At 39.2% G+C, this 25,499-nt stretch carries 22 protein-coding genes and 1 pseudogene; 17 read left to right on the top strand and 6 right to left on the bottom strand.

Annotated elements, in window-relative coordinates; all coding sequences use genetic code 11:
* Nucleotides 1-212: 212 nt before the first annotated feature.
* The gene (locus MF646_RS23440; RefSeq protein WP_250096885.1) at nucleotides 213-2,540 is read right to left on the bottom strand and encodes an EAL domain-containing protein; all 2,328 of its coding nucleotides are present in this window, start codon (nucleotides 2,538-2,540) and stop codon (nucleotides 213-215) included.
* A gap of 259 nt (nucleotides 2,541-2,799) precedes the next feature.
* On the opposite strand from MF646_RS23440, the gene MF646_RS12740 reads away from it, so the two are divergent.
* From MF646_RS12740 to MF646_RS12770, 7 genes are all read left to right on the top strand, one after another.
* Entirely contained in the window at nucleotides 2,800-3,279 is a 480-nt protein-coding gene (locus MF646_RS12740; protein WP_250096886.1) for a hypothetical protein, read from the top strand.
* On the top strand, nucleotides 3,272-4,522 hold the full coding sequence (locus MF646_RS12745; RefSeq protein ID WP_250096887.1) for a glutathionylspermidine synthase family protein: 1,251 nt from the start codon (nucleotides 3,272-3,274) through the stop codon (nucleotides 4,520-4,522). The genes MF646_RS12740 and MF646_RS12745 overlap by 8 nt, the downstream gene beginning before the upstream one ends.
* Nucleotides 4,513-4,929 carry a DUF350 domain-containing protein gene (locus MF646_RS12750; RefSeq protein ID WP_250096888.1) on the top strand — a complete coding sequence of 139 codons (417 nt, stop codon included), beginning with the start codon at nucleotides 4,513-4,515 and terminating at the stop codon, nucleotides 4,927-4,929. Before MF646_RS12745 ends, MF646_RS12750 begins: the two co-directional genes overlap by 10 nt.
* A gap of 688 nt (nucleotides 4,930-5,617) precedes the next feature.
* Nucleotides 5,618-6,859, top strand: coding sequence for a glutathionylspermidine synthase family protein (locus tag MF646_RS12755; RefSeq protein ID WP_250096889.1), 1,242 nt, complete (start codon nucleotides 5,618-5,620; stop codon nucleotides 6,857-6,859).
* 116 nt (nucleotides 6,860-6,975) lie between these two features.
* Complete coding sequence (locus MF646_RS12760) at nucleotides 6,976-8,004, top strand: potassium channel family protein (RefSeq protein WP_250096890.1); 1,029 nt, start codon at nucleotides 6,976-6,978, stop codon at nucleotides 8,002-8,004.
* A gap of 205 nt (nucleotides 8,005-8,209) precedes the next feature.
* Complete coding sequence (locus MF646_RS12765; RefSeq protein WP_250096891.1) at nucleotides 8,210-9,925, top strand: S-layer homology domain-containing protein; 1,716 nt, start codon at nucleotides 8,210-8,212, stop codon at nucleotides 9,923-9,925.
* A gap of 14 nt (nucleotides 9,926-9,939) precedes the next feature.
* Nucleotides 9,940-10,185: a DUF3006 domain-containing protein gene (locus tag MF646_RS12770; protein WP_250096892.1), complete on the top strand. Its 246-nt coding sequence runs from the start codon at nucleotides 9,940-9,942 to the stop codon at nucleotides 10,183-10,185.
* 39 nt (nucleotides 10,186-10,224) lie between these two features.
* Here MF646_RS12770 and MF646_RS12775 read toward each other — a convergent pair whose 3' ends face one another.
* Complete coding sequence (locus MF646_RS12775; protein WP_250096893.1) at nucleotides 10,225-10,950, bottom strand: DUF421 domain-containing protein; 726 nt, start codon at nucleotides 10,948-10,950, stop codon at nucleotides 10,225-10,227.
* A gap of 264 nt (nucleotides 10,951-11,214) precedes the next feature.
* Between MF646_RS12775 and MF646_RS12780 the strand changes: the two are divergent.
* A pseudogene (locus tag MF646_RS12780) lies at nucleotides 11,215-12,017 on the top strand (SDR family oxidoreductase).
* Nucleotides 12,018-12,251: 234 nt separating this feature from the next.
* Here the strand turns inward: MF646_RS12780 and MF646_RS12785 are convergent.
* The 4 genes from MF646_RS12785 to MF646_RS12800 all read right to left on the bottom strand — a co-directional run bounded on the left by MF646_RS12785 (nucleotide 12,252) and on the right by MF646_RS12800 (nucleotide 15,666).
* On the bottom strand, nucleotides 12,252-12,914 hold the full coding sequence (locus tag MF646_RS12785; protein ID WP_250096894.1) for a DUF5667 domain-containing protein: 663 nt from the start codon (nucleotides 12,912-12,914) through the stop codon (nucleotides 12,252-12,254).
* A 22-nt stretch (nucleotides 12,915-12,936) separates the two neighbouring features.
* Nucleotides 12,937-13,476 carry a hypothetical protein gene (locus MF646_RS12790; RefSeq protein ID WP_250096895.1) on the bottom strand — a complete coding sequence of 180 codons (540 nt, stop codon included), beginning with the start codon at nucleotides 13,474-13,476 and terminating at the stop codon, nucleotides 12,937-12,939.
* 355 nt (nucleotides 13,477-13,831) lie between these two features.
* A complete protein-coding gene (locus tag MF646_RS12795; protein ID WP_250096896.1) occupies nucleotides 13,832-14,464 on the bottom strand; it encodes a class D sortase in 633 nt (210 codons plus the stop codon).
* A gap of 5 nt (nucleotides 14,465-14,469) precedes the next feature.
* Nucleotides 14,470-15,666: a processed acidic surface protein gene (locus tag MF646_RS12800; RefSeq protein ID WP_250096897.1), complete on the bottom strand. Its 1,197-nt coding sequence runs from the start codon at nucleotides 15,664-15,666 to the stop codon at nucleotides 14,470-14,472.
* Nucleotides 15,667-16,061: 395 nt separating this feature from the next.
* Here MF646_RS12800 and MF646_RS12805 point away from each other — a divergent pair, with 395 nt between their 5' ends.
* The 9 genes from MF646_RS12805 (at nucleotide 16,062) to MF646_RS12845 (ending at nucleotide 25,472) form a co-directional block, all read left to right on the top strand.
* Complete coding sequence (locus MF646_RS12805) at nucleotides 16,062-16,436, top strand: LptM family lipoprotein (protein ID WP_250096898.1); 375 nt, start codon at nucleotides 16,062-16,064, stop codon at nucleotides 16,434-16,436.
* Between the two features lie 147 nt (nucleotides 16,437-16,583).
* On the top strand, nucleotides 16,584-17,483 hold the full coding sequence (locus MF646_RS12810) for a hypothetical protein (protein WP_250096899.1): 900 nt from the start codon (nucleotides 16,584-16,586) through the stop codon (nucleotides 17,481-17,483).
* Nucleotides 17,484-17,642: 159 nt separating this feature from the next.
* Nucleotides 17,643-20,096 carry a tetratricopeptide repeat protein gene (locus MF646_RS12815; protein ID WP_250096900.1) on the top strand — a complete coding sequence of 818 codons (2,454 nt, stop codon included), beginning with the start codon at nucleotides 17,643-17,645 and terminating at the stop codon, nucleotides 20,094-20,096.
* Nucleotides 20,097-20,474: 378 nt separating this feature from the next.
* A complete protein-coding gene (locus tag MF646_RS12820) occupies nucleotides 20,475-21,593 on the top strand; it encodes an AAA family ATPase (RefSeq protein ID WP_250096901.1) in 1,119 nt (372 codons plus the stop codon).
* The gene (locus tag MF646_RS12825) at nucleotides 21,586-22,809 is read left to right on the top strand and encodes a TadA family conjugal transfer-associated ATPase (RefSeq protein ID WP_250096902.1); all 1,224 of its coding nucleotides are present in this window, start codon (nucleotides 21,586-21,588) and stop codon (nucleotides 22,807-22,809) included. The genes MF646_RS12820 and MF646_RS12825 overlap by 8 nt, the downstream gene beginning before the upstream one ends.
* 18 nt (nucleotides 22,810-22,827) lie before the next feature.
* Complete coding sequence (locus MF646_RS12830) at nucleotides 22,828-23,730, top strand: type II secretion system F family protein (RefSeq protein WP_250096903.1); 903 nt, start codon at nucleotides 22,828-22,830, stop codon at nucleotides 23,728-23,730.
* Nucleotides 23,731-23,735: 5 nt separating this feature from the next.
* Nucleotides 23,736-24,605 (top strand): type II secretion system F family protein, encoded by an 870-nt coding sequence (locus MF646_RS12835; RefSeq protein ID WP_250096904.1) that lies wholly within the window; start codon nucleotides 23,736-23,738, stop codon nucleotides 24,603-24,605.
* Between the two features lie 27 nt (nucleotides 24,606-24,632).
* Entirely contained in the window at nucleotides 24,633-24,827 is a 195-nt protein-coding gene (locus MF646_RS12840; RefSeq protein WP_250096905.1) for a Flp1 family type IVb pilin, read from the top strand.
* 24 nt (nucleotides 24,828-24,851) lie between these two features.
* Nucleotides 24,852-25,472 carry a TadE/TadG family type IV pilus assembly protein gene (locus MF646_RS12845; RefSeq protein ID WP_250096906.1) on the top strand — a complete coding sequence of 207 codons (621 nt, stop codon included), beginning with the start codon at nucleotides 24,852-24,854 and terminating at the stop codon, nucleotides 25,470-25,472.
* The last annotated feature ends 27 nt before the right edge of the window (nucleotides 25,473-25,499 follow it).

Here is a 25,499-nt window from a genome sequence, read left to right on the forward strand (position 1 = left end):
TCCATGTATGTATTATTACTAAAAGCATAGTACAAACATTTTGCGAAGTGTGTTGTTTTGTGTAGATGATTTTAAATTTTCGGTTAATTGGAGTTGGGATAGAGAGAATAGTAGGTGAATTTTGATAGGTAGGTATGGGATAGCATTCTATTTTTCTTTAGGAAAGGAGCTGTCCCAAAAGGTTAAAATCATACCTTTTGGGACAGTCCCTTTTATTGACGTTCAGTTGATTGCAATAGTAATACTTGTATTTCCTCTGCACTTATCGGCGGGCTATATAAGTAGCCTTGTCCAACTGGGCACTTTAGTTCCTTCAGAGCTTTTGCTTGTTCGTTATGCTCAATTCCTTCTGCAATAAGGTCATAATGTAGGTTATGGCCCATCTCGACTATTGTCTTCACTAATATCGCTGTCTTTGGATTTATTAGCATGTCTTTAATGAACGTTCGGTCTATTTTCAGTCGGTCAATTGGTAACTGATTTATAACGGACAAGGAAGAATACCCTGTTCCAAAATCGTCAATGGAAATTGACACCCCCAATTGTTTTAATACATTTAAAAAATGTTGAGCTTCAGCCAAATTTTGCATGAAACTTTCAGTAATCTCGAGCTCAATCAAGCTAGGTTGAATCTGAAAATGATCAATGATTTCCCTTACGAAGTGAACTAATTCAGGGTCTTGTAATTGAAGGCTCGATATATTGACTGCTACTTTTTTAGGGTTATACCCATGGGCTTGCCACGTATGGATTTGTTGGCATGCGGTTTGAAGCACCCATCTGCCAATGGGAATGATTAGACGAGTTTCTTCAGCGATAGGGATAAATTCAATCGGGCTAATTTCTCCGAGTTCAGCATGATGCCACCTCAAAAGGGCTTCCATCCCGACTATTTCACTTGAATTCAAATCAAACTGGGGCTGATACTTTAAAGACAGTTCATTGTTCTTAATCGCATGGTTCAAAGCCGTCTCAATCAATTGCTTTCGCTGCAAAATGTTACAAGCAGAACTATAGAATTGGAAGTTATTTTTACCTAGTTCTTTTGCTAAATACATCGCTTGATCAGCAAGTTTCAATAGTTCATCTTTCTCCACTGCATCAACAGGGTACATGCTAATACCTATACTTGGAGAGGTGAAGAATTCTTTCTTTCTAAGCTGAAATGCCGGAATAAATCCATCGATCAATCGTTTGGCGATTTGAGTCACTTCTTCCTGTTCAATGTCCTCAAGGATAATGATAAATTCATCTCCGCCTTGTCGCCCAATAATATCTCTTTTTCGAACACTTTGTTTTAAACGGTTCGAGGCATCTATAAGAAGTTGATCACCTGCTTCGTGTCCCATCGTATCATTAGCAAGTTTGAACCGATCTAAGTCTAAAAACATTACGGCTAATTTAGAATTGTTTGATTTGCAACGGCAAATAGCTTCTTTTAAGTAATGATTGATCAAATAACGATTTGGTAAGTTTGTTAGTTGATCATATTTGGCCATTTTCTCCACTTTTTGAAGGGCCACTCGAAGATCTTTTGTTTTTTTATCCACTTCTTTCTCTAGCGTAATTGAGAAAGAGGAGAGGCGCTTTAAAAGGAAAACTTGCCTTGCTATGATAAGGAAACTCGTAATAAATAATGCGACTTCTACAGCAGATAAATGCTCAAAATGGTAAACAACCGTTGTGATTAGTAAGATGATTAACAGGAAATATGCAGTGTAGTTCGTCGGTCTAGCATGTGCCGAATCGGCCTGTTTCATAGGAAGAGAGGGATCCCCATTCTTAAATAAATAAATCCCAGCAGCTCCTTTTAACAGCATTGTATTTAACCAAAGTGGATCAATCCAACTTCCAAATTGATACGTCCCTTGAATGACTTGGTAAACATAAATTAAATCAGCAACAGTTTGTGCACCAAAACCTATTGATAAAAACGTGAAAACCGCTTTATCTTTTTGCCCCCTAGAAGAGAGATACAATGTCAGTGCGATCGATAATAGAGTAAGGTCCATTAACGGATAAAAAATAAGCAAGGCGTCCCTTAAAATAATGCCTGTAGGGTTAAAAAATACAGTAGAAAGAATAAACTCCCATGCTAATGCAAATGTCATAATCATGATCATCGCAATATCAAGCACAAAATGGATAAGTTTTTGTTTACTGAAATGCAAATTAACTTTATAAATAAGAGCAATAACAAACAAAATGTATGCAGAAACGAAAAACAGCTCAGCCATACTAGGAAATGGAGGATCTATACTTAATAAAATGTAATATCCCCATATGATCCATCCAGCACTGTACAGAACGACTGCGTTGTATAATAGCAGCCAAAATTGCTTCCTTTTTTTATTTTTAATGGCTTTACATGTCTGGTACAGCCAATAGACTGAAAGAAGCATTGCTAAGAGTTGAATGACAAATAACCCAGTAATTTTAATAAAATATTGCCCACTAAAGGCAACTAACCAAATATATGAGAAGATAAGGTGTGTGACAATTGCGATGATAACGAATTTATTTTTAGCGATGATTTTCACAACTCCCCTCATAATATGAAAAACGTCTTGTCTACTTAATATGGATGATCGCATGGTCAATAATACCAGTGCTCTCTAAGGTCAGGACAACTTTTCTCTGAGGTTATAAAAATTTTCACTATATTGGATGTAGCTTGTTCCTTATTGCAAATAATAAATGAGAAGACAACCATTTATTCATATCCAACTTATTGGTAAAATTTAATAGGATATGAAACCAATAGCGAGTGGATTCGTACTACATACAGGAGGTGTTAACATGAACAAACCAAAAACGGATAAATTGCTTAAAGGACTTGTTGGCTCGAGTGTGGCTCTCTTTGGATTAACAGGATGTGCGCCGGGCCTCCAAGATGAACTCATGTCCGTGCCTGCTGAACCAGAAGCCAATGTTCAACCAGATACTGGTCCTCCATCTCCAGAGGAAGCCGATTGTGATACGTGGCAGTGGGACGAGGAAGCAGAGGGCTACCAATGTGTGGAGCCAGGAAACGAAAACCACGGACACTATTATTATGGCGGAATGTGGTTCCCGACGATCGCAGCATTCATGGCAGGTAGAGCAACTGCTGGAGGTGCTCGTGGCGGAGGTGGTGGTCAGGTGAGACAACCTGCTACAGGAACCCAGCCAGATCAAAATGTAACCCAGCCGCGTCAGGACCAAAACCAAACAAGAACACCAAACCGAGCAACAAATCCACGCTCTGGCATGGGTGGCGGTGGTTCTTTTGGTGGATAAGTACAAGGAGAAGCGAGACCAATTTTACGCTGGTCTAACATCGTTTTGGGATCGATTGTATGGGATGGAGTACGCACTTTATGATTGCCTCGAAATAACGTCTGAGGAAAGGGATGAAATTCGAGCTGCAACAGAGGAGTCATACGCCATTTATAAAAAAATGAATCAGATGGTTCGGCAAGCTCCTGATGAGACGCTGCTTGATCTTGGGTTTCCTCAAAAAGCTCTGCCATTTTTGAGGATGATGATGATCCCATATGAAACAGTGATTGGCCGCTTTGATTTTGTTCAGACCGAGAGTGGGCTGAAGTTACTTGAGTTTAACTCAGATACGCCAACGTTTATTAGAGAACTCTTTGATGTAAATGGCCTTGTCTGCAGGGAATTTGGCTTGATGAACCCAAACGAACATGAAGCAGAGCATTTAGGGAAATCGATTCGAAATAGTATTTTTCATTGTGCGAGGCAAATCGGTGTGATAGAGCACCCGTATGTCGTTTTCACAGCGCATGCCGACGACATCGAAGACAGTGAAACAATGAAGTATTTGATGAAGGTCTCCCAAATCAAAGGGGCCAAGTTTGTACCGCTTAATCAGCTGCAAGTTGTTGATGGAAGCGGAGTGTACGATGTTAATGGTGAAAAAATTGATGTCATTTACCGGCATACATACCCATTAGAAGCATTGCTTGAGGATGTAACAGATGACCAGTTTCCTATTGGGATGGAATTTATGAAGCTAGTTGGTGAGCGAAAAGTTGGGATGCTAAATCCAGCCTCAGCATTTTTAATGCAGAGCAAGGCAGTGATGGCAGCCATTTGGGGCATGCATGAACAGCGTCATCCATTGTTTACAGAGCATGAACATGAAATGATTAGTCGTTATTTTTTACCGACGTATCTAGACGAAGAGCCGTTTCTTGAAACAGGCGATACATATGTGTCTAAACCGGCCTTTGGTCGGGAGGGGGATACGGTTGAAGTGCGAGAGAAAGGGACAACCCTTTTTGAGCAAAAAGCAAAATCGTACGATCAGTATGTGAAAGTGTTTCAAAAGTATGTGGACTTACCAACAGCGTCGATTAAAACGGAGCTGGGAGTAAAGGATGCTCATTTGCTAATCGGAAGTTTTGTTGTAAATGAGAAAGCAAGTGCATTTGGCGTACGTGCCGGAGCACAGATTACCGATAATTTATCGTACTATTTACCTTGTGGAATGAAAGGAGCAAATGAATGGACTTAACGTTTTATTTACAAACCTTTGATCATTTTATTATTTATTTAGCTGTATCCCTAGTGTTGTTTCTAATAGGGACATACATTTTCAAATTGCTCACGCCGTATTCAGAACGTGAGCAAATCAAAAACGGCAATACAGCCGTATCACTGAAATTATTAGGGAAAATGGCGGGGCTAGTTGTTGTCTTACAATCAGCGATCCGACACTCAATTAACCTAGTCGATTTGGCCATCTGGGCGCTTATTGCGATTATCGTCCAAATTGTCCTGCACCTAGTCATTGAATATATCCTCACTCGTAATACGAACTTAGCCAAAGAAGTAGAAAAAGGAAACATAGCCGTCGGCCTACTTCTTGGTGGGGTATCAGTTTTAGTTGGGATGATTGTAGCGGCGACGATTAGCTATTGAAGAGTAATAAGAAAAAGGAGGGTTTTCCCTTTTTCTTATTACTCGAAGCATTGAGCGTAGCCGCTGCCAGATCTTAAGCCTATAGGGTGGTTTTCCCTATAGGCGTGCAGCGAGTGGAGCCAATGCAAACATGCTCGCACTAGTAAGGTAGAAAGCGCGATACCTTTTTATAAAACTTAGGGCAAAGCACAAAAGCCGCCGTTATGTTTTAAGCCTATAGGGCGGTTTTCCCTATAGGCGTGCAGCGAGTGGAGCCAATGCAAACATGTTCGCACTAGTAAGGTAGAAAGCGCGATACCTTTTTATAAAACTTAGGGCAAAGCACAAAAGCCGCCGTTATGTTTTAAGCCTATAGGGCGGTTTTCCCTATAGGCGCACGGCGAGTGGAGCCAATGCCTTCCTGAGAAGTTTTCAACTATATTTATGAAATTGAGTTGAAATCAACAAAAATGGCCCCTTACTCGTAACACCGTAGGTTAATCTAGTTAGACTGTTAGGCTAACTAAAACAGAGCTACATTACGAAAGGAGCCATTACTATAGATAATAGCCTGTAGTATGTAGATTTATACCTATAAAAGGGAAAAATTTAATTGGGAAGTCACTTTATAAGCGGGTTTCTCATAAAAGAGCAAGCAAAACAAATACCTAGCACACTAAATAACGACTCAAGAAAGGAGACTCTTATCATGCTTCCATACCACTCATTAACAGACCCATTCGAACCAAACCAATATTTGAAGCGCTGGCAAGAGGTCGAACGAAAAGCCTCAGCTAAAGGCTTCACATGGGCAACTTTGTATGAAAACTACGAAGACAATCAATACATGAGTGATTCACTTCTTGTCGTTCCATCGTCTCTTGCTCGCGAAGTGGAGAATGCATCACGTGCGGCGAACGATGTTTTTCAAAAAACGTATGAGCAGATTATGAAGGACCGTTCGATTATACATAGACTTGGAATTTCTGTGTTCATGTGGGACTTGCTTCTAGCAGAAGGGAAGGGTGCTTTTTCTTATTTTACTAGATATGACTTTATCGCCTCAGCCAATGGCTTAAAGGTGATTGAAGCCAATACTGATACACCTGTAGGTATAGTGGAGTCGGCTGTTGCCCAGGAAATTCTTTGTCAGGAACACGGCCAACTCAACCCGAATGCACAGTTGGCTGCAAACGTTCGAAATGCGTGGAATCAGATCATTCGAGATTATCGAATCGGCAGCACAGATACGCTGTATTTTACGTGTGCGGACTGGCATGACGAAGATAAGCAGACGGTGAAATACTTAATGAGCTTGTACCCGCAGCAGGCAAAGTATGTTCCGCTTGAAGAGATCGTCGTTGGAAAAGAGGATGTCCAAACACCTGAAGGAGAAAAGATTGAGTTTTTGTATCGGCTGTACCCACTTGAGTACTTCTTGGAGGAGAAGAGTGGAACGGGCGAACGGATTGGTGAACAGTTTCTTGTTCATTTAATGAATGACAAATTGAAGATCATCAACCCTCCATCAGCACTACTCATGCAGTCAAAGGCTATTCTTTCGCTGATTTGGGAGAAAAAAGATGAATGGTACACGCGGATGGAACGAGATGCCATTGAGAAGTACTTCTTGCCGACCTACGATTCGCTTGGCGATATGAATTCCTATGTAAAAAAACCAGTCTTAGGACGCGAAGGTGGTGGAGTTCAGGTCGTATCAGGTGGCGCCGTGATCGATGAGGATGTTGATTACTATCAGGAGCAAGCAACTGTTTATCAAGAGTACTTCCCGATGCCAGATCAAACGATTGATACATGGGACGGTCCGTATACTGGGAAGTTATTGATCGGATCTCATGTAATCAATGGAGAGCCAAGTGGACTGTTCTTTCGCGTCGGCGGACCGATTACAGGGAATTTATCGATGTTTGTAGCGTATACGACACGTTAGTGCAAGTGGGAGGGCTGACCTCCCTACAATACTGCACAGGGTTAAAAAGGGGTCAGACCCCTCTGCATCTCTGCACAGTACTAAAGAGGGGTCTGACCCCTAGAAAGGAGGATGCGATGCATTTTTTTCTGAAGCTTAGCCTGGGCCTTATCCGAATGAGAAACGTCACATTATTTATTACAACAGCGGTCTTTATTTTTCTTAGTACGGTCATTATGTATGCTCTTGAGCCTGACAATTTTGAGAGTCTGTTAAACACGTTTTATTTTGTGATGACGACGTTCACGACAGTCGGATACGGCGATTATTCACCGATTACTCTCCCGGCTAAGATCTATTCTGTGTTTATGTTCCTTATTGGAATTGGGTTGCTTGGGGTTGTCATTGGAAAAATCGTTGATTCATTTACGATATTTAGAAGAATGAGAGAGGAAGGGAGGTTGACTTATATGAACGAGAACCATGTTGTCATCATCGGCTGGGGGAAAAAATCTGAATCAGCAGTAAAGGAAATCCTTGATTCGGACTCGGAAGTAGAAGTGATCGTCATTGATGCCCTGCAAAAGGCACCGGAGCTATTAATGAGTGATAATCGCCTTCATTACATACATGGAGATCCAGCATTAGAAGAGCCTTACGCAAAAGCCAACTTAACAAGTGCGAGTGCTGTGATCATTTTTGCCGATGATAACATTCAAGAGCCCTCGCTGAAAGATGCGAAATCACTACTTGTTTCCATTACAGTGAGCCGTTTGGCACCAGATGTCCATACAACCGTTGAAGTCATGACCGAAAAAAACATTTCAAATTTCTCTCATGTTCAAGTGGATGAATTCATCCTCTCACAAGAGACCATTTCTCGACTAGCTGTCCGCTCTGCCCTTTACAAAGGTGTCAGCCAAGTGTACTCTCAGCTCATTAGCAGAGCGCACGGGGAAGATCTTTACCAGATCCCTAAAAAGAAAGAGTGGGAGACGTATAACGATGCCTTTCAGGATTTACTAGCACAAGGAGCGACGTTAATTGCAGACCGAAACCACTTAGATATTAATCGGCGTTTGGATGAGCAGATCCCTGCTGATGCCGTGCTTTATATTATTTGTAATCGGGAGACGTATGAGAAGGTGAAGCAGCCAACCTCTTGAACAATTGAAAGCTTGTAGAAAGGGTGATCCTATAACAAATAGGGTCATCTTTTTTTATGTTCTCATAATTTGAGTCAATCGACTTTCAATCCTTGCGATAAAAAACATCCTTTCAAAATATTGGAACCTTGATCACGATATGATCAAGAATGAAAGCATCTCTATTCCGCAAACTATTTGTAAAGCGTAATAGGAGGTATGAATTTTGAAAAGGATTTTCTGTATTATAAGTATCTTTGTCTTCATCCTATCTTCTTGTGGCTTCTTTCAAGGAGCTGAAGACGGGACAACACCTCAAAACCGAATCACTCCTCAAAATATAGAAGCTCAAGCAACTCAATTCATGGATGTAGACACTGAATATTGGGCGCGAGACGAGATTCATTTTTTATTTAATCGAGAAATCATTCGTGGGTATGATGATGGGACCTTTAAACCAGGGAATACAGTAACTAGATCTCAAGCAGCTATTATGATTGCTGGAGCACTTGATCTAGAATTAGAAGGACGTCCTGCTCCTGAGTTTGTCGATATTCGTGAAGGGTTTCATGCTTACGATGTCGTAGCTGCTGTTGCTGATGAAGGAATTATTACAGGACGTGAAGGGCGCTTTATGCCGAATGCACCTCTGACACGTGGACAAATGGCAGCGATCTTGACACGTGCCTTCAATCTAAGCGGGACGTGGGATAGAGAATTCAATGATATCAGAACCACGCATCCATTTTATGACGATATCCAAGCATTAGCGGCAAATAATATTACAACAGGGTATACGAGCGATAATACGTTTCGTCCAAGTCGACCGACAACACGTGCACAATTCTCGGTATTTTTAGCTCGTACGCTTGATGATACGTTTAAACCGCCTGAACCAACTCAAGCAGGAGAGCTCGTCCTGCATCACTTAAACGTAGGACAAGGAGATTCAACACTGATTACCACACCAAATGGCAGTACAATCTTAGTCGATGCTGGAACACAAACGGCTGGGCAAGCAGTTGTTCAATATTTAAAACAGGCAGGAATCGATACAATTGACCGATTAGTCATGACACATCCACACGCAGATCATATTGGTGGGGCCGTAACAGTAATGCAAAACTTTACAGTGAGTCAAGTGATTGATAGTGGAGCGGAGCATGACACACAAACGTTTATCAATTATCTTGAATATGTTTTAAGTAACGATATTCCGTTTCACATTGCCGAACCCGGGGAAACATTGGATATAGACCCAGCAGTAAACATTGAAGTAGTGAATAGTGGACAAGCTGGCGATATCTTAAATAATGCGTCTGTTTCTCTCTATATCAATTATGGTGACTTTCGCTACTTAATCACTGGTGATGCGGAAGTAGAGGCAGAACGTCGAATCGTTGATAACTTTCAAGTTGCATCCGATGTCTTACGTGTAGGTCACCACGGATCTATTACAAGTTCGAATAATTTTTTCTTACAAGAAGTTAGGCCGAAAGAAGGGATTATCAGCTATGGAGTGGGCAACAGATATGGCCATCCTCATCAAGAAGCGATCAATCGATTAAGAAACAACGGTGTGACCGGGCTTTATGACACAACAGGAGATGCGATTGTGGTTAGGTCGGACGGAACGAACTATCAAATAGTTGGTGAACAGCAGCCAGAGATTCCTCCAGTCGAGCCAGATCCGGATCCAACTGAGCCTGAACCGATCCCAGAGCCAACACCTGACCCAGTCGGACCAACATATCCGATTAATGTGAATACAGCTGATAAAGAAACACTGCAACACATAACGGGCGTCGGTCCAGCAATCGCCGACAACATTATTGAATACCGTGAAACGCACGGTCCTTTTACAAGCATTGAGCAACTGGTAAATGTCCACCGTATTGGTCCAACAACACTGGATGGGATGCGAGATGAAATTACGATTTAGGAGGACGGATCATTTTGGCCATTTACACAGTCGATAGTGTGGAAGACGGAATCGCTCATCTTCTTTTACGGGAAAATGAGTCGATCTCCATCCATGTTGAAGCCGAACAACTTCCTGGTATAAAGGAAGGAGATATCATTGAAGCAAAAGTTACGGGACGTAAAGTAACCAGCTTTAAAAAGCTAGAAAAGCAAACAAACAATGCAAAGGCTTATGCACGAGAGCTCATGCAAAAATTAATGAAAAAAAATCAAAAATAACTAAAAGCCGCTCCGTAGGGCGGCTTTCATAAATATATTTCAATGCTTAATATGCGGAATAAACATCCCGCGTTCATCCTTTAATGAAACATGTAGCTCAAGGTCGCGGTTGACCGACGCAAAAAAGACATCCTTTATATCTTTAACTCCTTGTTTCAATAATTGCTCGTGCAACCACGTTTGGCTTAATTTGAAATCCCTTAAAATATCTGAATAAATGGCTCCTTCAACAATGACCGGTAAGGCAATAGCGGTTGTTGGCTTTACAATCTTGAGGTCTCCTGCTGTCACGGATTGCTTTTCAGGCTTTTTTAACACGCTTAACGCGCCATTGGGTTCAATCACTGCGGTTTCCACTTCACTGATATCAAAAACATCTTTTTCCCTAAGCATTTGAAGAATATTATCAATCGAATAGCGGATGTTTTTCAGGTTTCTATTGAGGAATTTTCCATTCTGAATGACAACCGTTGGCTCAAACGTAAGCAACCTCTCAATTTTACGATTGGTCACTTTCCAGTTAGTAACCACCCTTTGAAAAAGAGCAATCGCAATGATCGCGATCGCCGTAGGGAGGTGCTTAATACTAGGGTCAGCAATGTCAGCGCCAACGACAGCACCTAATGTAATAATAATTAAATAATCAAATATAGGTAGCTCCCCAATGGCACGTTTTCCCATATAAAGAGTAAGAAATAACAAAAGCGGTAAAATTGTAACGATTCTCCCTACCACCAAAAGGGAGTCTGACAGGAATTCAAACATTGCTTGCACCACTTTTCTTTATTTTAACGAGTCAGTTTTTTGAAAGTCTTCTGAATTACTTACTAGTATTTTCATCAAAGGAAATAATTATTTATTGCTTGGTTTACAAATCAACGCACAAAATCCCCTCAAAAAACATATCGTAAACAAACGCCTAGATAGAGAGGGGAGCCACAATTGGAACAACATTATGTAACGAGAACAGAACGGATCTCTGTTCAGTTTCCAGCCCAGCATCAACCGTTTCATCCCGGATTTGAATGGATGATGGTGCCAAGACCCGTTTCAGAAGACCGAACCTACCGACCAACTGGCAAGTTACAAGGGAAAGTAGCGATCATTTCTGGTGGGGACAGCGGGATAGGAAGGGCGGTTGCCTATGCCTTTGCAAAGGAGGGGGCTGATATAGTGATCGTCTATTTAAATGAACATGCTGACGCACTTGAAACAAAATCTCGAATTGAGCAAATAGGGAGAAGGTGTCTCGCCATTGCTGGGGACCTTGGACAGGAGCAGACAAGTCACGATGTTGTAGAGCAAACCTTACGTCAGTTCGGGCGCATCGATATTATTGTAAATAACTGTGCGGAGTCATATCCGCAAGAGAGAATCACAGACATAACTGCCGAACAGCTCTTAAGAGTGTTTCAATCCAACATCTTTTCTTATTTTTATTTAACGAAAGCAGCTCTACCTTACTTAAAGAAAGGGAGTACAATTATTAATACGGCATCAGGTGTGGCTTATAACGGGCAGCAAGGCAATCTTGACTACTCAACAACAAAAGGAACGGTTGTCACATTTACGAGGTCGCTTTCTCTTGATTTAGTTGATGAGGGAATTCGTGTAAACGGAGTCTCTCCAGGACCTGTTTGGACACCGATTATCCCATCAAGCTTTCCAGCTGAACAAATGTTGAGTTTGGGATACGGGACACCTATGAAACGAGCGGGCCAGCCTTAAGAATTAGCACCAGCTTATGTGTACTTAGCAAGTGATTATTCTAGCTATGTCACAGCACAGGACAGATGATTCATGTCAATGGCGGGATGATGACGAGGAGTTGAGGCTTGATAAGTGCTCCCGACAGTAAAAGGGGGAGTTCAGACAGTAAAAGTCCAAGTTTGGACAGTAAATTCCAAAGTTCCAACAGAATAACAGCTACTTCCGACAGAAAGCTAAAATCCCACACGTATTCAGCACGTCTATATACCTTTAAATTCACTCCCAACGACAAAAAAGAGAGCATGAGACACTCCTCACGCTCTCTTTTACCGAAACTCTCGCATTTCCCTAATTAATTACGGTCTCCCTGCATTTTCAGGCTTATTCCCGTTCCCTTTGCCTTGCTCCGCCCGATCACGCCCCTGCTGCCTTGCTTGCTCGGCTCGCTCTTGCCCCTTCTGTTTCGCTTGCTCAGCTTTGCCCTGAGCATTTCCACCATTATTGTTGTCTCTGCCAGCTCCAGCGCGGTTCCTAGCTTCCTCCGCGCGCTGCTTCGCTTTTTCCTTATTTGCTAACGCTTTTGTAATACCTGCTTTTGCTTGATCTGGAAGGTCTTCTTGTTCAAGTAACGCAACAAGGTTTTCGCTGCGTTTTTCCATATTTTCATAAACGATTGATTCTACTTCAGAAAGATCCTTACCGCTGTCCTTCGCTTTTGTTATGTTTCTTTCAATTTTTTCGATATGTTCGCTATAATCTTCTAAAGATTTTTCGCCCGCTTCTTCATTTCCAACTGCAAACATTTCTTCCGCTTCAAGCAATCGTTGCTCGGCATATTGATCTTCAAGAAGTGTTTTTTCACCAGTATCCTTGGTAAGTTCTATCGTTGTCTCTTCAATAATACGAACCGTCTCATAAAGCTCAGATTCTGGACTAACGATTTCTTTTTCTTCATTTGCGTAAACAACTCCTGCTACTAATAAGAAACTAACAGTTGTTGCAATGACTATTTTTTTCATCCCGGATTCTCCTTTTGAAATTTTAATAGAACTCAATATGTTGTTTGAACTCTTTGATGTATTCTATATTTTCTTCATAGTCATCTACTGGTGTCATGAAGGTAAGAATGTTTACCCTTTGATCTTGCTGTTCGAAGTAAACATCGCTCCGTATGCTTTCCTTTCGTTCAGACTGAAAAGCAAAATAATTGTCTGTTTCCTCAATAATGTTCGATTTACCAACACCGATCATAAGCTCTTGTTTAATTTCTTCTAAATCCTTTTTCGAGGATAGTACAGTGATAATGGCTTTCCCTTTCTCACTATAGAAGGTTACATTAATTTGATCACCTTCCGATTGTTCTCCAAACTCCCAGTTGGGTGTCTCATAAACTCTTATTCCTCTATCCGTATTTTCATACATGACTATTTTTTCATGTTCTATTACTTCTTCAATGACCTCTTCGGGACCTGCTGAAATTTCCTGATTATCAGAGCTGTTAGGAGAAGCGCAGCCAGTTATAAGGAGTATAGAACAGATCAAATAGAAAAGAAGCACTGTTACATTATTAATTCCATTCATATAAAACTCCTTAACGTGTAGTGATTCTACACAGAAATTCTTCTGCTTCAAAAATGTATATCCCTTCTAATTATCTATTAGATAACTAGAGGGGTCTATAAGAAATTTAAGACAAAAGTGAAGATATTGCAAATACACGGGGTAAGACCCCTCGGTAAGACCCCTCGGTAAGACCCCTCGGTAAGACCCCTCGGTAAGACCCCTCGGTAGGACTTCACAGCGTTAAAGTGAAACTCAGCTTGTTCGCTTCGGACAGTAAATTGCCCAGTTCCGACAAGAAGAGAAAAACCAACTATAAAAAGAGAGCATGAGATAGTCCTCATCCTCTCTTCCAAAAAACTCATTATGAACCCACTTACCTTACCTTCTCCTGCCCCCTAAGCTCCGCTACCAGCACATACCGCTCTGGTGCTGCACCCACAAAGTTGAACGGATAACACGTAGAAACAGTCAACGTCGCACGCGGCCTTGGTACAATTACCGTTCGGTCATCCTCATCGACAATCCGCACTCTCCGCACTTTGTATTCAAATTCTCCTGCAGCTGTCCGGACAATCAACAGATCATTCTCTCCCACTTCACCTAAGCGGCGAAAAATGGTATCGCGGTGCCCAGATAAGACGGAATTGTCATTTTCACCGGGAAGGACGCTCCCGGCAAAATGACCGACGCCTTTTTCAAGCTCATCTTCATTAGTGCCGTGATAAATCGGCAAAGTCGCATCAAGCTTCGGGATGTATAGCTCACCCATTAAGTCGCCGATTTGAGGGTTGGCAGGGAAGTTAAATGAATCAACCTCCAAGTCATCTTCCTCATCCATCACAGGTTCTAGTGGAGGTTCGGCCGACACAACCGTCTCACTCGCCACGCTATCTCCTGTCTTAAACAAAAAATATCCTTTTAAAAACGAATAAGCATTCGTACTCGAAAACCACAATCCTCCAACAATGAGAACACTGCATAAGGAAAGAAGAATGAATCGCTTCAATCTTCTTACACACCCTTCACGCGGAAACGGCGATAAATAGCGAATCCAGCAATAGCAACAGCTAGTCCACTAGCAGCATTCACTAAATAATTAGATGCTGTTTTCGGGAGTTTCGCGCCTTTTTCCGTTTTCGTTACAGGTTTCTTTTCAACAGGTGTAGGCTTTTTCTCTGCTTTCTTCTCTGTTTGTTTCACAATGACTTCTTCTGTTTTCTTTAAGTCTTTTCCAGTTTCAACAATAATGTCAGAACCTAGCATATCTGCAGTGAATAGAAGGTCAGCTAAGAACTTGCCTTGCTTGTTATATAGTTCAATAAGTAACCCATAACCATCCGTACTTGTCATTGTCATAAGGGTAGACAAGGAAACAGGCTTTTTCTCATTTTCTTTCACAAGGTAGAACTTCACATCTATTTCAAACAAATCTAGTAACTGAGTGAAAATATCTAGTAGTTCAGCAATTTGAGCTGGAGTCAGATCTGATGCCTCATCGAAATCTTCAAACGCCATCATGCGATCAGCTAGCTTTTCTAAGCGATCCAAAAATGCTGGATTCTCTAGGTCAAGCGTAAGGAAATGCTCAAATAATCGATCTAACTCTTCATATGTTAATCCAAGCTGATCAAATAGATCATCAATTTCTGAGAAATCAAAGTCCTCTTCGTCATAATAGAAAAGATAATACTCAACTGTCCACTCTAAGTCCTCAATGTATTCATAATGCTCTAAGGAATCACCATGCTCCTCTAACAATGAAATTAATTCTTTCATTGTCAGGTTATAAGAATCAAGCAATTCTTGTAAATTCTCATCCGTAATAGGAGTTAAATTGTAATAATATAAATCGATATGAAGATCATCTACAAAAGTGTAGACATCCCAAATAGCTTGTCCTTCTTCTAGCTCGCCGTTCAAAATTAACAGTGCGGTTGCTTCTTCTAATGTTAAGCCATGCTCAGCTAGTGCTTCTGCTAAGTTATCTTCTGTTAACACAGGCCCTAAAAATGAAGTTAAATCCTCTAAATCATAAAATTCATCCAATGTAACTCCGTAAAAGTCTAAATACTCTTCTAGCTCTACTTTTGTCCAACCAACTTCATTTAGATAGTCTTGCAATTCAGTTTTATCAACCGCTGCAAATGAGTAGAGTGGAGATACAACAAGACCTAACACAACCAATAACGACATGAACAAGCCTTTCACATAACATTCCTCCATATAAAAAAATGTAAATTTCTAGATAATTATAACTTCATACTTTAATAAATGGTAGATCTAAATTTTAGTAGTTTTAAGAAAAAGGAAAAGGACGAAATACAGTATTAGGCGTAGGGGGAAGAGTATATTTATTTATTGTAAATATAGCCTGAATCCTCTCTCGGCTATATAGAAATTATTGTTATAACTTCTTGAGGAGGAAATTAGTATGAAGTCAATAAAGCGATATTACCAGCAATAGGTCTTGGTAATGTATTATTTGGATTGGTCGGGACCTTTGGAGGGTGTATAAAATACCAAAAACACCTAGACAGAGAGGGGATAAAGTATTATAATAATTCCTGTTATTCAAAATAATGGAATTGTGGGAGAGGTAAGAAATGAAAAGAATCTTTTTGGTAGCGGTAATTATTTTATCTATTACTCTATTAGCTGCTTGTGGTGGAGCGAAAAATTCGACACCTCTAGAAGCATCTGAAACATTTATGAAGAGTTTGGTTGACGGAGATATGCAACTAAATGCTTCCATAAACCATTCTGATGATTGGAGTTTTCCTGCTGATCATATGATTAGTATAGCAAATGAGAGAAACATCGTTGGCATGGATTTAAGTGATTTTACATATGAGCAAGATGAAGACAACCCTCGACTTGTTACTGTGACGTGGAACGAAGAAGATGGAACTGAAAGATCGATGCTCTTGAATTTTAACCAAACGAGTGATGGGTACTTTTTTGTTAAGTTAGGAAGATAATCAGGGAAATATTTCAAATACATACTAATAGTTGAAGAGAGATCCCTCCTCGTACAAGGAAGGGATCTCTCTTATGCCATCTGCCGTATTTGATCCAAATTAGAAATAGTCAAAGCATAGTAGCGTTAAAAAATGGGGGTAAGGAAAATGAGAAAACAAACAAATAAATTATTAAGAGCGGTAAGCGTATCTGGCTTGTTGATTTTAGCCGCCTGTAGCACAGAAAAAGCAGAGAATAATGTGGTAGAAGAGGTTACTATCAATCAAAAAGGTGAAGTAGAAGAAATCAGTGAAGAAAAAAATAGTGCTGAAGTAACAGAAACAAATACTAATGAAGAAGAAGTAGAAGAAATAAAAGAGCCAGAAGTAACTGTATTATCTGATGAAGAAGCAATCCAATTGGTAATAGAGGCAGAGTCAAAAGCAGTTGAGGTTTTGGGTGAAAGTTTCACTGAAGGGGAGCACGGATTATCCTTTAGTGATTCATTTGATGTGCTTGCTAATTCCTTAACTGATTATTATTCTAGTAACTCTTTAGAAGAAAGCATAAGAGCAATTTATAATAATCCTGAGTCTTTTTACGAGTATGGATTTGTGTTTCCATTAGCCGCTCATTCAACAGCGCCTTATGTTGTTGCTATGTCAAATGAAGATGAAATTGAACTATACAGCTTACCGGAAATTTATGGTGATGAAAGTTTTACTTATGTATATTCACTTAAAATAGAAGACAATAGTTGGAAAGTGGATCAAGTGAAAAATTATTTATCACCAAGAGGAGCAGAAGATGCTGTACGTTTCGTCAATAATATTTATGATCCTAGTGTGTATGTGGTTCATGATGCAGACAATGAAACAATTGATCTTAATGAAATCATAAAAGTAATAGAAAATGAAGAGAATTATATGATTCAAGTTTATGTGTTAAATGATCATGCAACGGCGACATTGGGATGGTATACTGTAGACCCGATTTCCACTATGGTATATCAATGGGACCTTATTGATGACGAGTTTCTAGAAGTGGGTTCCTATTTTAATCATTAAATAATAAACCTATAGTTTAAGTAACTATTATAAAGACTATAATTTTCTAATTATGTAATTTTATGAAAATCAAGCCTTGAAAAAAATTGGTAATAGTAATATTATACTAGGGAAAACCTAACTATTTAACAATTAAATATCAGGAGAGGAGCCTTTAGAATGGGCAAAAAGTTTTATTTGCTATTTATTCTTCTTTTTGCAGTCGCTGGCTGTACAAATCAGTCACTTGCGGATGAAATAGAAGAAAAACTAGCATTGGCAGAAAAATACTTACTTGAAGAGAATTTTGAAGAAGCAATCCTTGTATATCAAGAGATTATTGAGATTGATCCTAAAGTGGAAAGAGCATATTTAGGGTTATCCGATGTATACGTACATATTGGTAACGGAGATTTAGCAGAAGAAACGTTAAAAAATGGTATTGAAGCAGTAGATAATAAGAATAATTTAAGAGTACATCTATCTACATATTATATTTCAAGCGAAAGATACGTAGAAGCTGAAGAATTATTATTAGCTGTATTGGAAGAAGATGACGAGTATGATTTAGCATACGAAAATCTAATTACTATTTACAGAGGACAAGATGATACGGAAAAGCTAATAAATATTCTTGAGGTCCTTGTTGAAAGGAATACTGAAAAACCGAACCACTACACATTATTAGCAGATGCTTATGTGAAGAACAATCAAGGTGAAAAGGTGTTACAACTTTTAGTTAAATCATTAGAAATTGATGCAAATCATTTTGATGCCTTTGTTCTATTAGAAGTGGTGTTCGAAGATGACTGGGAATCTTTATTAGCAGAAGGTCAAAAAATTCTTGATGAAGATCCAAATAATACAGTTGGATTCATGCTGAGTTTTTACGGGTTATACAACACAGGCCAATATGAAGAGGCGATAGCCCTCTACGAGCAAATGGCAGAGAATACAGATAGTGAAAAAGTAGTCGTATTAACGGCTTTAGCTTACTTTAACTTAGGTGATGAAGAAAAAGCTGCAGAATTAATTGGCTATATTAAGATCGATGAAGTAGACCATCCTAACCTATTAAAAGATTTAGTAGTTTACTTTCAAGAAACTGGCGATATTGATCAAGCTATCTTGTTAGCAGAAAGAGCTCTTGAAATTGATGAGTATGCCTATGACTTTTACGTGTTGCTATATGAGCTAACAGGTGATGAAAAGTACCTGGATATGCTTAGAGCATTGAATTTTGATGTATCGCATCTGTTTGTTACAGAAGAAGAGGTTGAAGAAGAGCATACAACTGTTGAACTTTACCCTGTTGCTCAAAGACAATCTCGAAATTCTGAAAGACAGACTGAAAACAATGAAACGACTGTAGAACAACCAGTACAAACCGAGCCAACACCAAGGCCAGCGGCTCCACAACCGGATCCGCAGCCACAACCAGAGCCAGAGCCGCAACCAGAGCCACAACCGCAACCAGAGCCACAACCGCAACCGGCTCCAGAGCCTGAGGAGAATGTAGTGGCAGTAAGCTTTGTGGATTCAAACTTAGAACGACAAGTTAGAGCGAGTCTTAATAAGCAACAAGGGCCTATTACCGAATCAGATTTAACGTCATTAAAGAAGTTAGATGTTAATGGGAAAGAAATAAAGGATTTAATAGGTTTACAGTATGCGAAACAACTAGAAAGTTTAATTGTGAGTTCAAACCAGATTACAGATGTCAATCCATTACTTAATATAAAGTCCCTTAAGAACGTGGACTTAAGGAATAATAGTACTAACCAAATTAAAGGTTTAGAAAAATTAACGAACCTAGCTACTCTTGATATAAGAAATGTTGAAATGGATGATTCTTTACAAGCTTCTATAGAAGTGTTGCAAGCATCTGGCGTCGCTGTTAAACATGAACCTTTTAAAGCTGATAAAACAGCGAAGATTGATTTGTCCAAAGCTGAAAGTATCACTATTTGGGAAATCACTAGTCAAACATACAAAAAAACTTACACAATTGATGAGTTAGTAAAAGGTGTAACATTTATTGTGCCTCCTCCAGGAGTGGGTGAAACGTATGAATTTAGTGTGGATTTAAATAACAATACGTTTACAACTAAAGCATTAAATAATAACAATAGTGTGCCTCTAAACAATATAGTTAAGGTAAGAGTTAATGGGTATCCAGGTTTTGAAGAAGGACTTTATGCAACCAATTTAGTAAAAGTTGTAGGTACGACACCTAATTTACCTGCTGAAAATATTCTAGGTAATAATGAATCGTTCCCAAGTTTCGGTTATGATCAACCATCTTACACTTCTATCACGGTAAACTTCGAACAAGAGAAAACACCTTATAAAGAAGAAGTAGTTATCGAAGAGGAGCCAACTCAAGAAGCGGTGACAGAAGAAGAAGTCATTGAAGAGGAGCCAACTCAAGAAGAGGTGACAGAAGAAGAAGTCATTGAAGAGGAGCCAACTCAAGAAGAGGTGACAGAAGAAGAAGTCATTGAAGAGGAGCCAACTCAAGAAGAAATAACTGAAAAAGAGATCATTGATGAGGTTGAAGAAGTAAATCCTCAAGAAGACTCAACTGAGGAAGCTATTATAGAAGAAGAAGAGGAAGAAGAGGAAGAAGAATAAATAAATAAATGACTATTAGGTTTGTAGGTCGTTCCTACTAGGAAAATTAGGTAGCTGAGGCCATCTTAAAGATGGTCTCAGTAACTTTTTTTGATAATTTGAACGGTATTATGTGATTTTTTGAATTTTTTTCAGAAAAATTACACTGTAAATGGTAAAAGTGGGATAAATGTGTAAAAATGTCGTGACATTTTGTGACAGAATTATTATTATAATAGTAGGAATACTAGTACATTTGGAGGAATATAGTGGATAACAAACATATGAGGATAGTCATTTTATTGACTGTTATTTCGGTAGTCTGCATATTAGGTGGAGTCCTAAAGTTAATGGAAATTATTTAATGAATCTCAGAAATGCTCTAAGGGGGGAGTGCACATGAAAAAAGTTAGCATTGTTATAGCGGACCAAGATACGAGTTATATTGAATCACTAGCAACGTACATACGCAATTCCGACTACTCCTCTAAGTTTGATTTGAAATTATTCTCGCAAAAAGAACGATTAGGACAATTTTTATCAAGTGATACTCACGCAAATATTCTGCTTGCACCAACTAGTATGCTTCCACAAGAGTTGAAAGGTCTTCGGGTTGATGTTGTTATTGGTTTGTCTGAACAAGCTCAAACAACTGAAGGTGATTCCGTCCAAACGATCTTCAAATATCAGCCGCTTAAGAACCTCTTATCTCAAGTATTAACAATCTATTATGAACGAAATAGTGAGGAACCTAAAAAAGTAGTTCATGATGGGGGTACAAAAGTTATCTCAGTCTTTTCTGCTACAGGAGGAACAGGGAAAACAACGGTTGCCTATAATCTTGCTAGACAAATTGCTCAGCTAGACAGTCACGTTTTTTATTTGAATATAGAATTGGTAAACTCAACTCCACTACTATTTGAAACGGAGGAAGAAAACAATTCTTCTCCATTGCTTTATTACTTGAAAGCAAATTCCGAACAATTGGCATCTAAAGTTGAAGAGATGGCCGTGCAAGATGATGAGACTGGAATCAGTTTCTTTAATTTGCTACCAAGTGCTGAAGAGATGAGAGATCTTTCTGAGGAAGAACTAGAATTACTTCTAACAAATTTGGTTGACTCAGGTAGTTACAACTATATCGTTATTGATTTAGACAGTACAGTGAATCCTAAGACCTTATTGGCATTAAAGAAGAGCGATCAAGTATTTTGGCTATTAAATAATGATATTCAAAGCTTTCATAAAACAAGTTATTTACTTGAAGAACTCCATTCATTTCTACAGGATGGCAGTTTCAATGAGAGGGTTAGTTTAGTACTGAACCGCTATACTGGTCAGATCCCTGAACTGCTTGATGAATTCAACCTGAAAATTACGTCTTATTTACCTTATGTTCCGCAGTGGAAAGAAGTAACGAATGGAAAGCAGCTATCTTCTATTCCCGTTTTTAATGAGTACGTGCTAAAACTGTATCGAACTCACTTTGAGACAGAAGAAGGTGCTCATAATGGTTGAGGAAAAACTTGCCAAAGACTTAATTGAGAGAGTTCGTAACACGTTGAATCAAGATCAAGATATGACTGATGAAGAGTTACGAGAGCATATTGAAGTGCTTGTGTTCAGCTATGCAAAACAGTATCAGCTGACCGCTGCGAAAATGAAATGGCTTGTAGAGCGTACATATAATGCTTTTCGTGGACTAGATGTACTTCAACCACTTATTGATGATAAATCAATTACTGAGATTATGATTAATAGCCATGAAGAAATTTACATCGAGCGAGACGGTGAAGTCTTCCAAGCAGATGCAAAGTTTGAAAGTGTTGAAAAGCTTGAGGATATTATTCAAATGATTGTCGGTAAAGTTAACCGCACTGTAAATGCTTCTTCTCCTATTGTTGATGCAAGATTAAAAGATGGATCACGTGTTAATATCGTCCTCCCTCCTATTGCATTAAAAGGACCAACGATGACGATTCGGAAATTCCCGGAAAAGCCATTAATGATGGAAGATTTAATTCGGTTTGGTGCGATACAACCTGATGTTGCGGAATTTTTAAGAAACTTAGTTGTTTCAAAATATAACATCTTTATCGGTGGAGGAACGGGATCTGGTAAGACTACATTTTTGAATGTCCTTTCTAATTTCATTCCGAAGCAAGAGCGAATTATTACGATTGAGGATTCTGCAGAACTTCAAATCAAGAGTGTTCCCAATCTGGTTAGCTTAGAAACACGTAATGCTAACACGGAAGGTAAAGGCGAGATTACAATCAGAGACCTTATCAAAGCCTCATTACGGATGCGTCCCAACCGAGTAGTCGTTGGGGAGGTTCGTGGTGCAGAGGCATTGGATATGCTGCAGGCGATGAATACAGGTCACGATGGTTCTCTTTCTACAGGACATGCAAATTCAACGATTGATATGATCAGCCGTCTAGAAACAATGGTATTAAGTGGTGCGGACCTTCCTGTTGAAGTAATTCGTAAGCAAATCAGCTCCGCAATTGACATTATGGTTCATCTATCTCGAATCCGCGATCACTCAAGAAAAGTAGTGGCAATTAGTGAAGTATTAGGAGTTGAAAATGGAGAGGTTGTCTTAAATCCTCTATATGAGTTTGTTGAAGAAGGAGAGGAGCCAAATGGGAAGGTGATTGGCTCACTAAGACCAACAGGCAATACACTCCAAAATCATATGAAATTAAAAATGGCAGGAGTTAAACTATAACTCTTTGCAAAGAGGTGAATGAAAATAGAGATTCTATTAATTGCTGGCGGTGCCGTTATCATTACAATTGTTGCGTTCTTATTGTATGACAAACGTAATAAGAACAAAGCAGAACAAGTAGAGGAGGTAGAGGAAGAACACGTTGAAGCCTCCGTAGCTCCAAGAAATAGTTCGATCATTGATTACAATGTATACGAAATGAAGAAGCAGGAGTTTATCCTATATGCATCTCTAGCTGGTTTAGTCTTCTTTGCTATTGGATTTATTTTTTATAATAACTTGATTGCCGCACTTGTATTTTCAGCTTTAGGCCTTCTATACCCAAGGTTTCAAAAGCAAATTCTAATAAAAAAACGGAAAACAGAACTCAGCCGTCAATTTCAACAAGCGCTATTTTCATTATCTTCCTCCCTTGTAGCAGGTCGTTCCATAGAGAATGCCTTCCTAGAAGTGACAAAAGATTTAGAGCTGCTTTATCCAGATCCGGATACATACATTATTAAAGAATTCGAGCGAATCAATCGACGAGTAGCTAACCGTGAGCCGATTGAACATGCAATAGCAGATTTTAGTGAGAGAGCTGGTATTGATGATATTACTAACTTTACAGATGTGTTTGTAACGTGTAAACGTACTGGTGGAGATTTGGTTGAGGTTATTAGAAGAACGTCGAATATGATTAGTGAAAAGATTGAAATACAACAAGAAATCTCCGTTATGGTTGCACAAAAGAAATTTGAATCTAGAGCGGTAAGTCTTGCACCTTTAGTAATGGTTGCCTTATTGTCATATACTTCAGGTGAATACATGGCTCCATTATATCGTTGGGCTGATTTTGGACCAATCATAATGACCTTTTGTTTGGGAATTATCGGTTTGGCCTTCTATGTGAGTCAGCGAATTATGAACATTAAGGTGTGATGGATATGATTGAAGCAATTATTTTTACAGCCATTATTGGATCTATTGTCCTGCTGCTATTTGTAATGGCAGGTAAAGAATACAGTGAATTTATTGAAGAAAACAAAGCAGATTTCCAAGTAATGTTTATGGCTCCGGCCTCTCTTAAATTGATAGATAAACTTAAAATAATGGAGAAGCTTTCTGGGCGAAGATTAGTATCTCTTCAGCAGAAAATAGCTGTATTATATGCTGGGAAACAAGTTCAGCATTATACAAAAATGTTTATTGCGCAAATCCTTTCCGTAGTTTTGCTGTGCCTTTTGGGTGGGGGAATATTTGCATTATTGGGCGGCGGTGATAAGAAGTTTCTTCTATTTGCCATTATCTTTGCCGCTATTATTCCTTATGCCCTTGTGAAGAAGTTAGAAGAAAAGACAACGAAAAGAAAACAAAATATCGTCTTTGAGCTTCCAGAGTTCGCGAGCAAAGTAGCATTATTAGTTAATGCTGGGGAGACAGTTCAAAATGCAATCATTCGTTGTACAACAATGAAAGCAGATGATCCAAATCCACTTTATATAGAATTAAATGAAGCAGTAACCAAGCTACGAAATGGGGAGTCGTTTGGTAAAGTGATGGAGGAACTTAGTAAACGCTGCGGTGTCCAAGAGGTTTCCGTCCTTACGACTACGATCCTTTTAAACTATAAGCGTGGTGGCGGAGAACTTTCCATAGCATTAAGAGAATTATCTAAAGAATTATGGGAAAAAAGAAAAGCCATTTCAAAAACGCGAGGTGAAGAAGCTTCTTCAAAGCTAGTTTTCCCAATGGTATTAGTTTTTGTTGCAGTGTTGCTAATTATAGCGTACCCTGCGTTAAGAATTTTAGGCTAAAAATTAAATGAAAAAGGAGAAATGAACATGAAGAAAGCAAAAACATTTTTAACAAAATTGTGGAAAGATGAAGAAGGGTTAGGGACTCTTGAAATACTATTAATCGTTGCTGTATTAGTAGGAGTAGCTTTGCTATTTGGTAATACTATTGCAGAGTGGGTACAAAATATTCTTGGTGGTATTAATCCAGACCCAGTAGACGTTCCAGGGTCGGTTGATTAATTGAATTATTAGGAGAGGACTATAATGTGCCTTCAAGTTAAACGATTATTAACGAAATTTAAACAAGACAATAAGGGAAGTTTCACACTTGAAGCTTCCCTTGTTTTTCCGATTATCTTTATTATTACCATTGCACTTATTTTATTTAGTCTATATTTCTATGATAAGGTTGTTCTCTACCAACGAGCACATGTTATTGCAGAGCGTTTGGCCTCAACATGGGATAATAGCCTCAAAGATTTTGAAACTGGGGACTTTGCCCCTTATGAGTATACATCCATGAGAGGTTATAACAATGATGGATTATATTGGCGTACGAATCGAATTGGCGCATCGCTTCTTGAGAGGATGGGAATGGAACTGGATTCTGTTGAAGGTGTGAAAATAGCAAATGCACAAACAAATGCTGAGCAATTGATACCAGGTGCAAGAGTGACTATAACCCCTCCTGCTAATATAGGTTTCAATAGAAAAGTGACAGTAAAGTTAGAAAGAGATCTAAATTTACCTCAATTTGTTGGGTTAATAGCCAAAAGTGAAGTAGAGGCTGTTGCTAGCGCCTCTGTTAAAGATCCAGTTGAACTAATTAGGACGACTGATTTTATCTACCATTATGCAGAAGAGGTTCAAAATTATATTAAGTGAAGATAAAGAAAAACATAAAAACTTGTA

The organism is Halalkalibacter alkaliphilus (assembly GCF_023555415.1).
Lineage (GTDB): Bacteria > Bacillota > Bacilli > Bacillales > Bacillaceae_D > Halalkalibacter > Halalkalibacter alkaliphilus.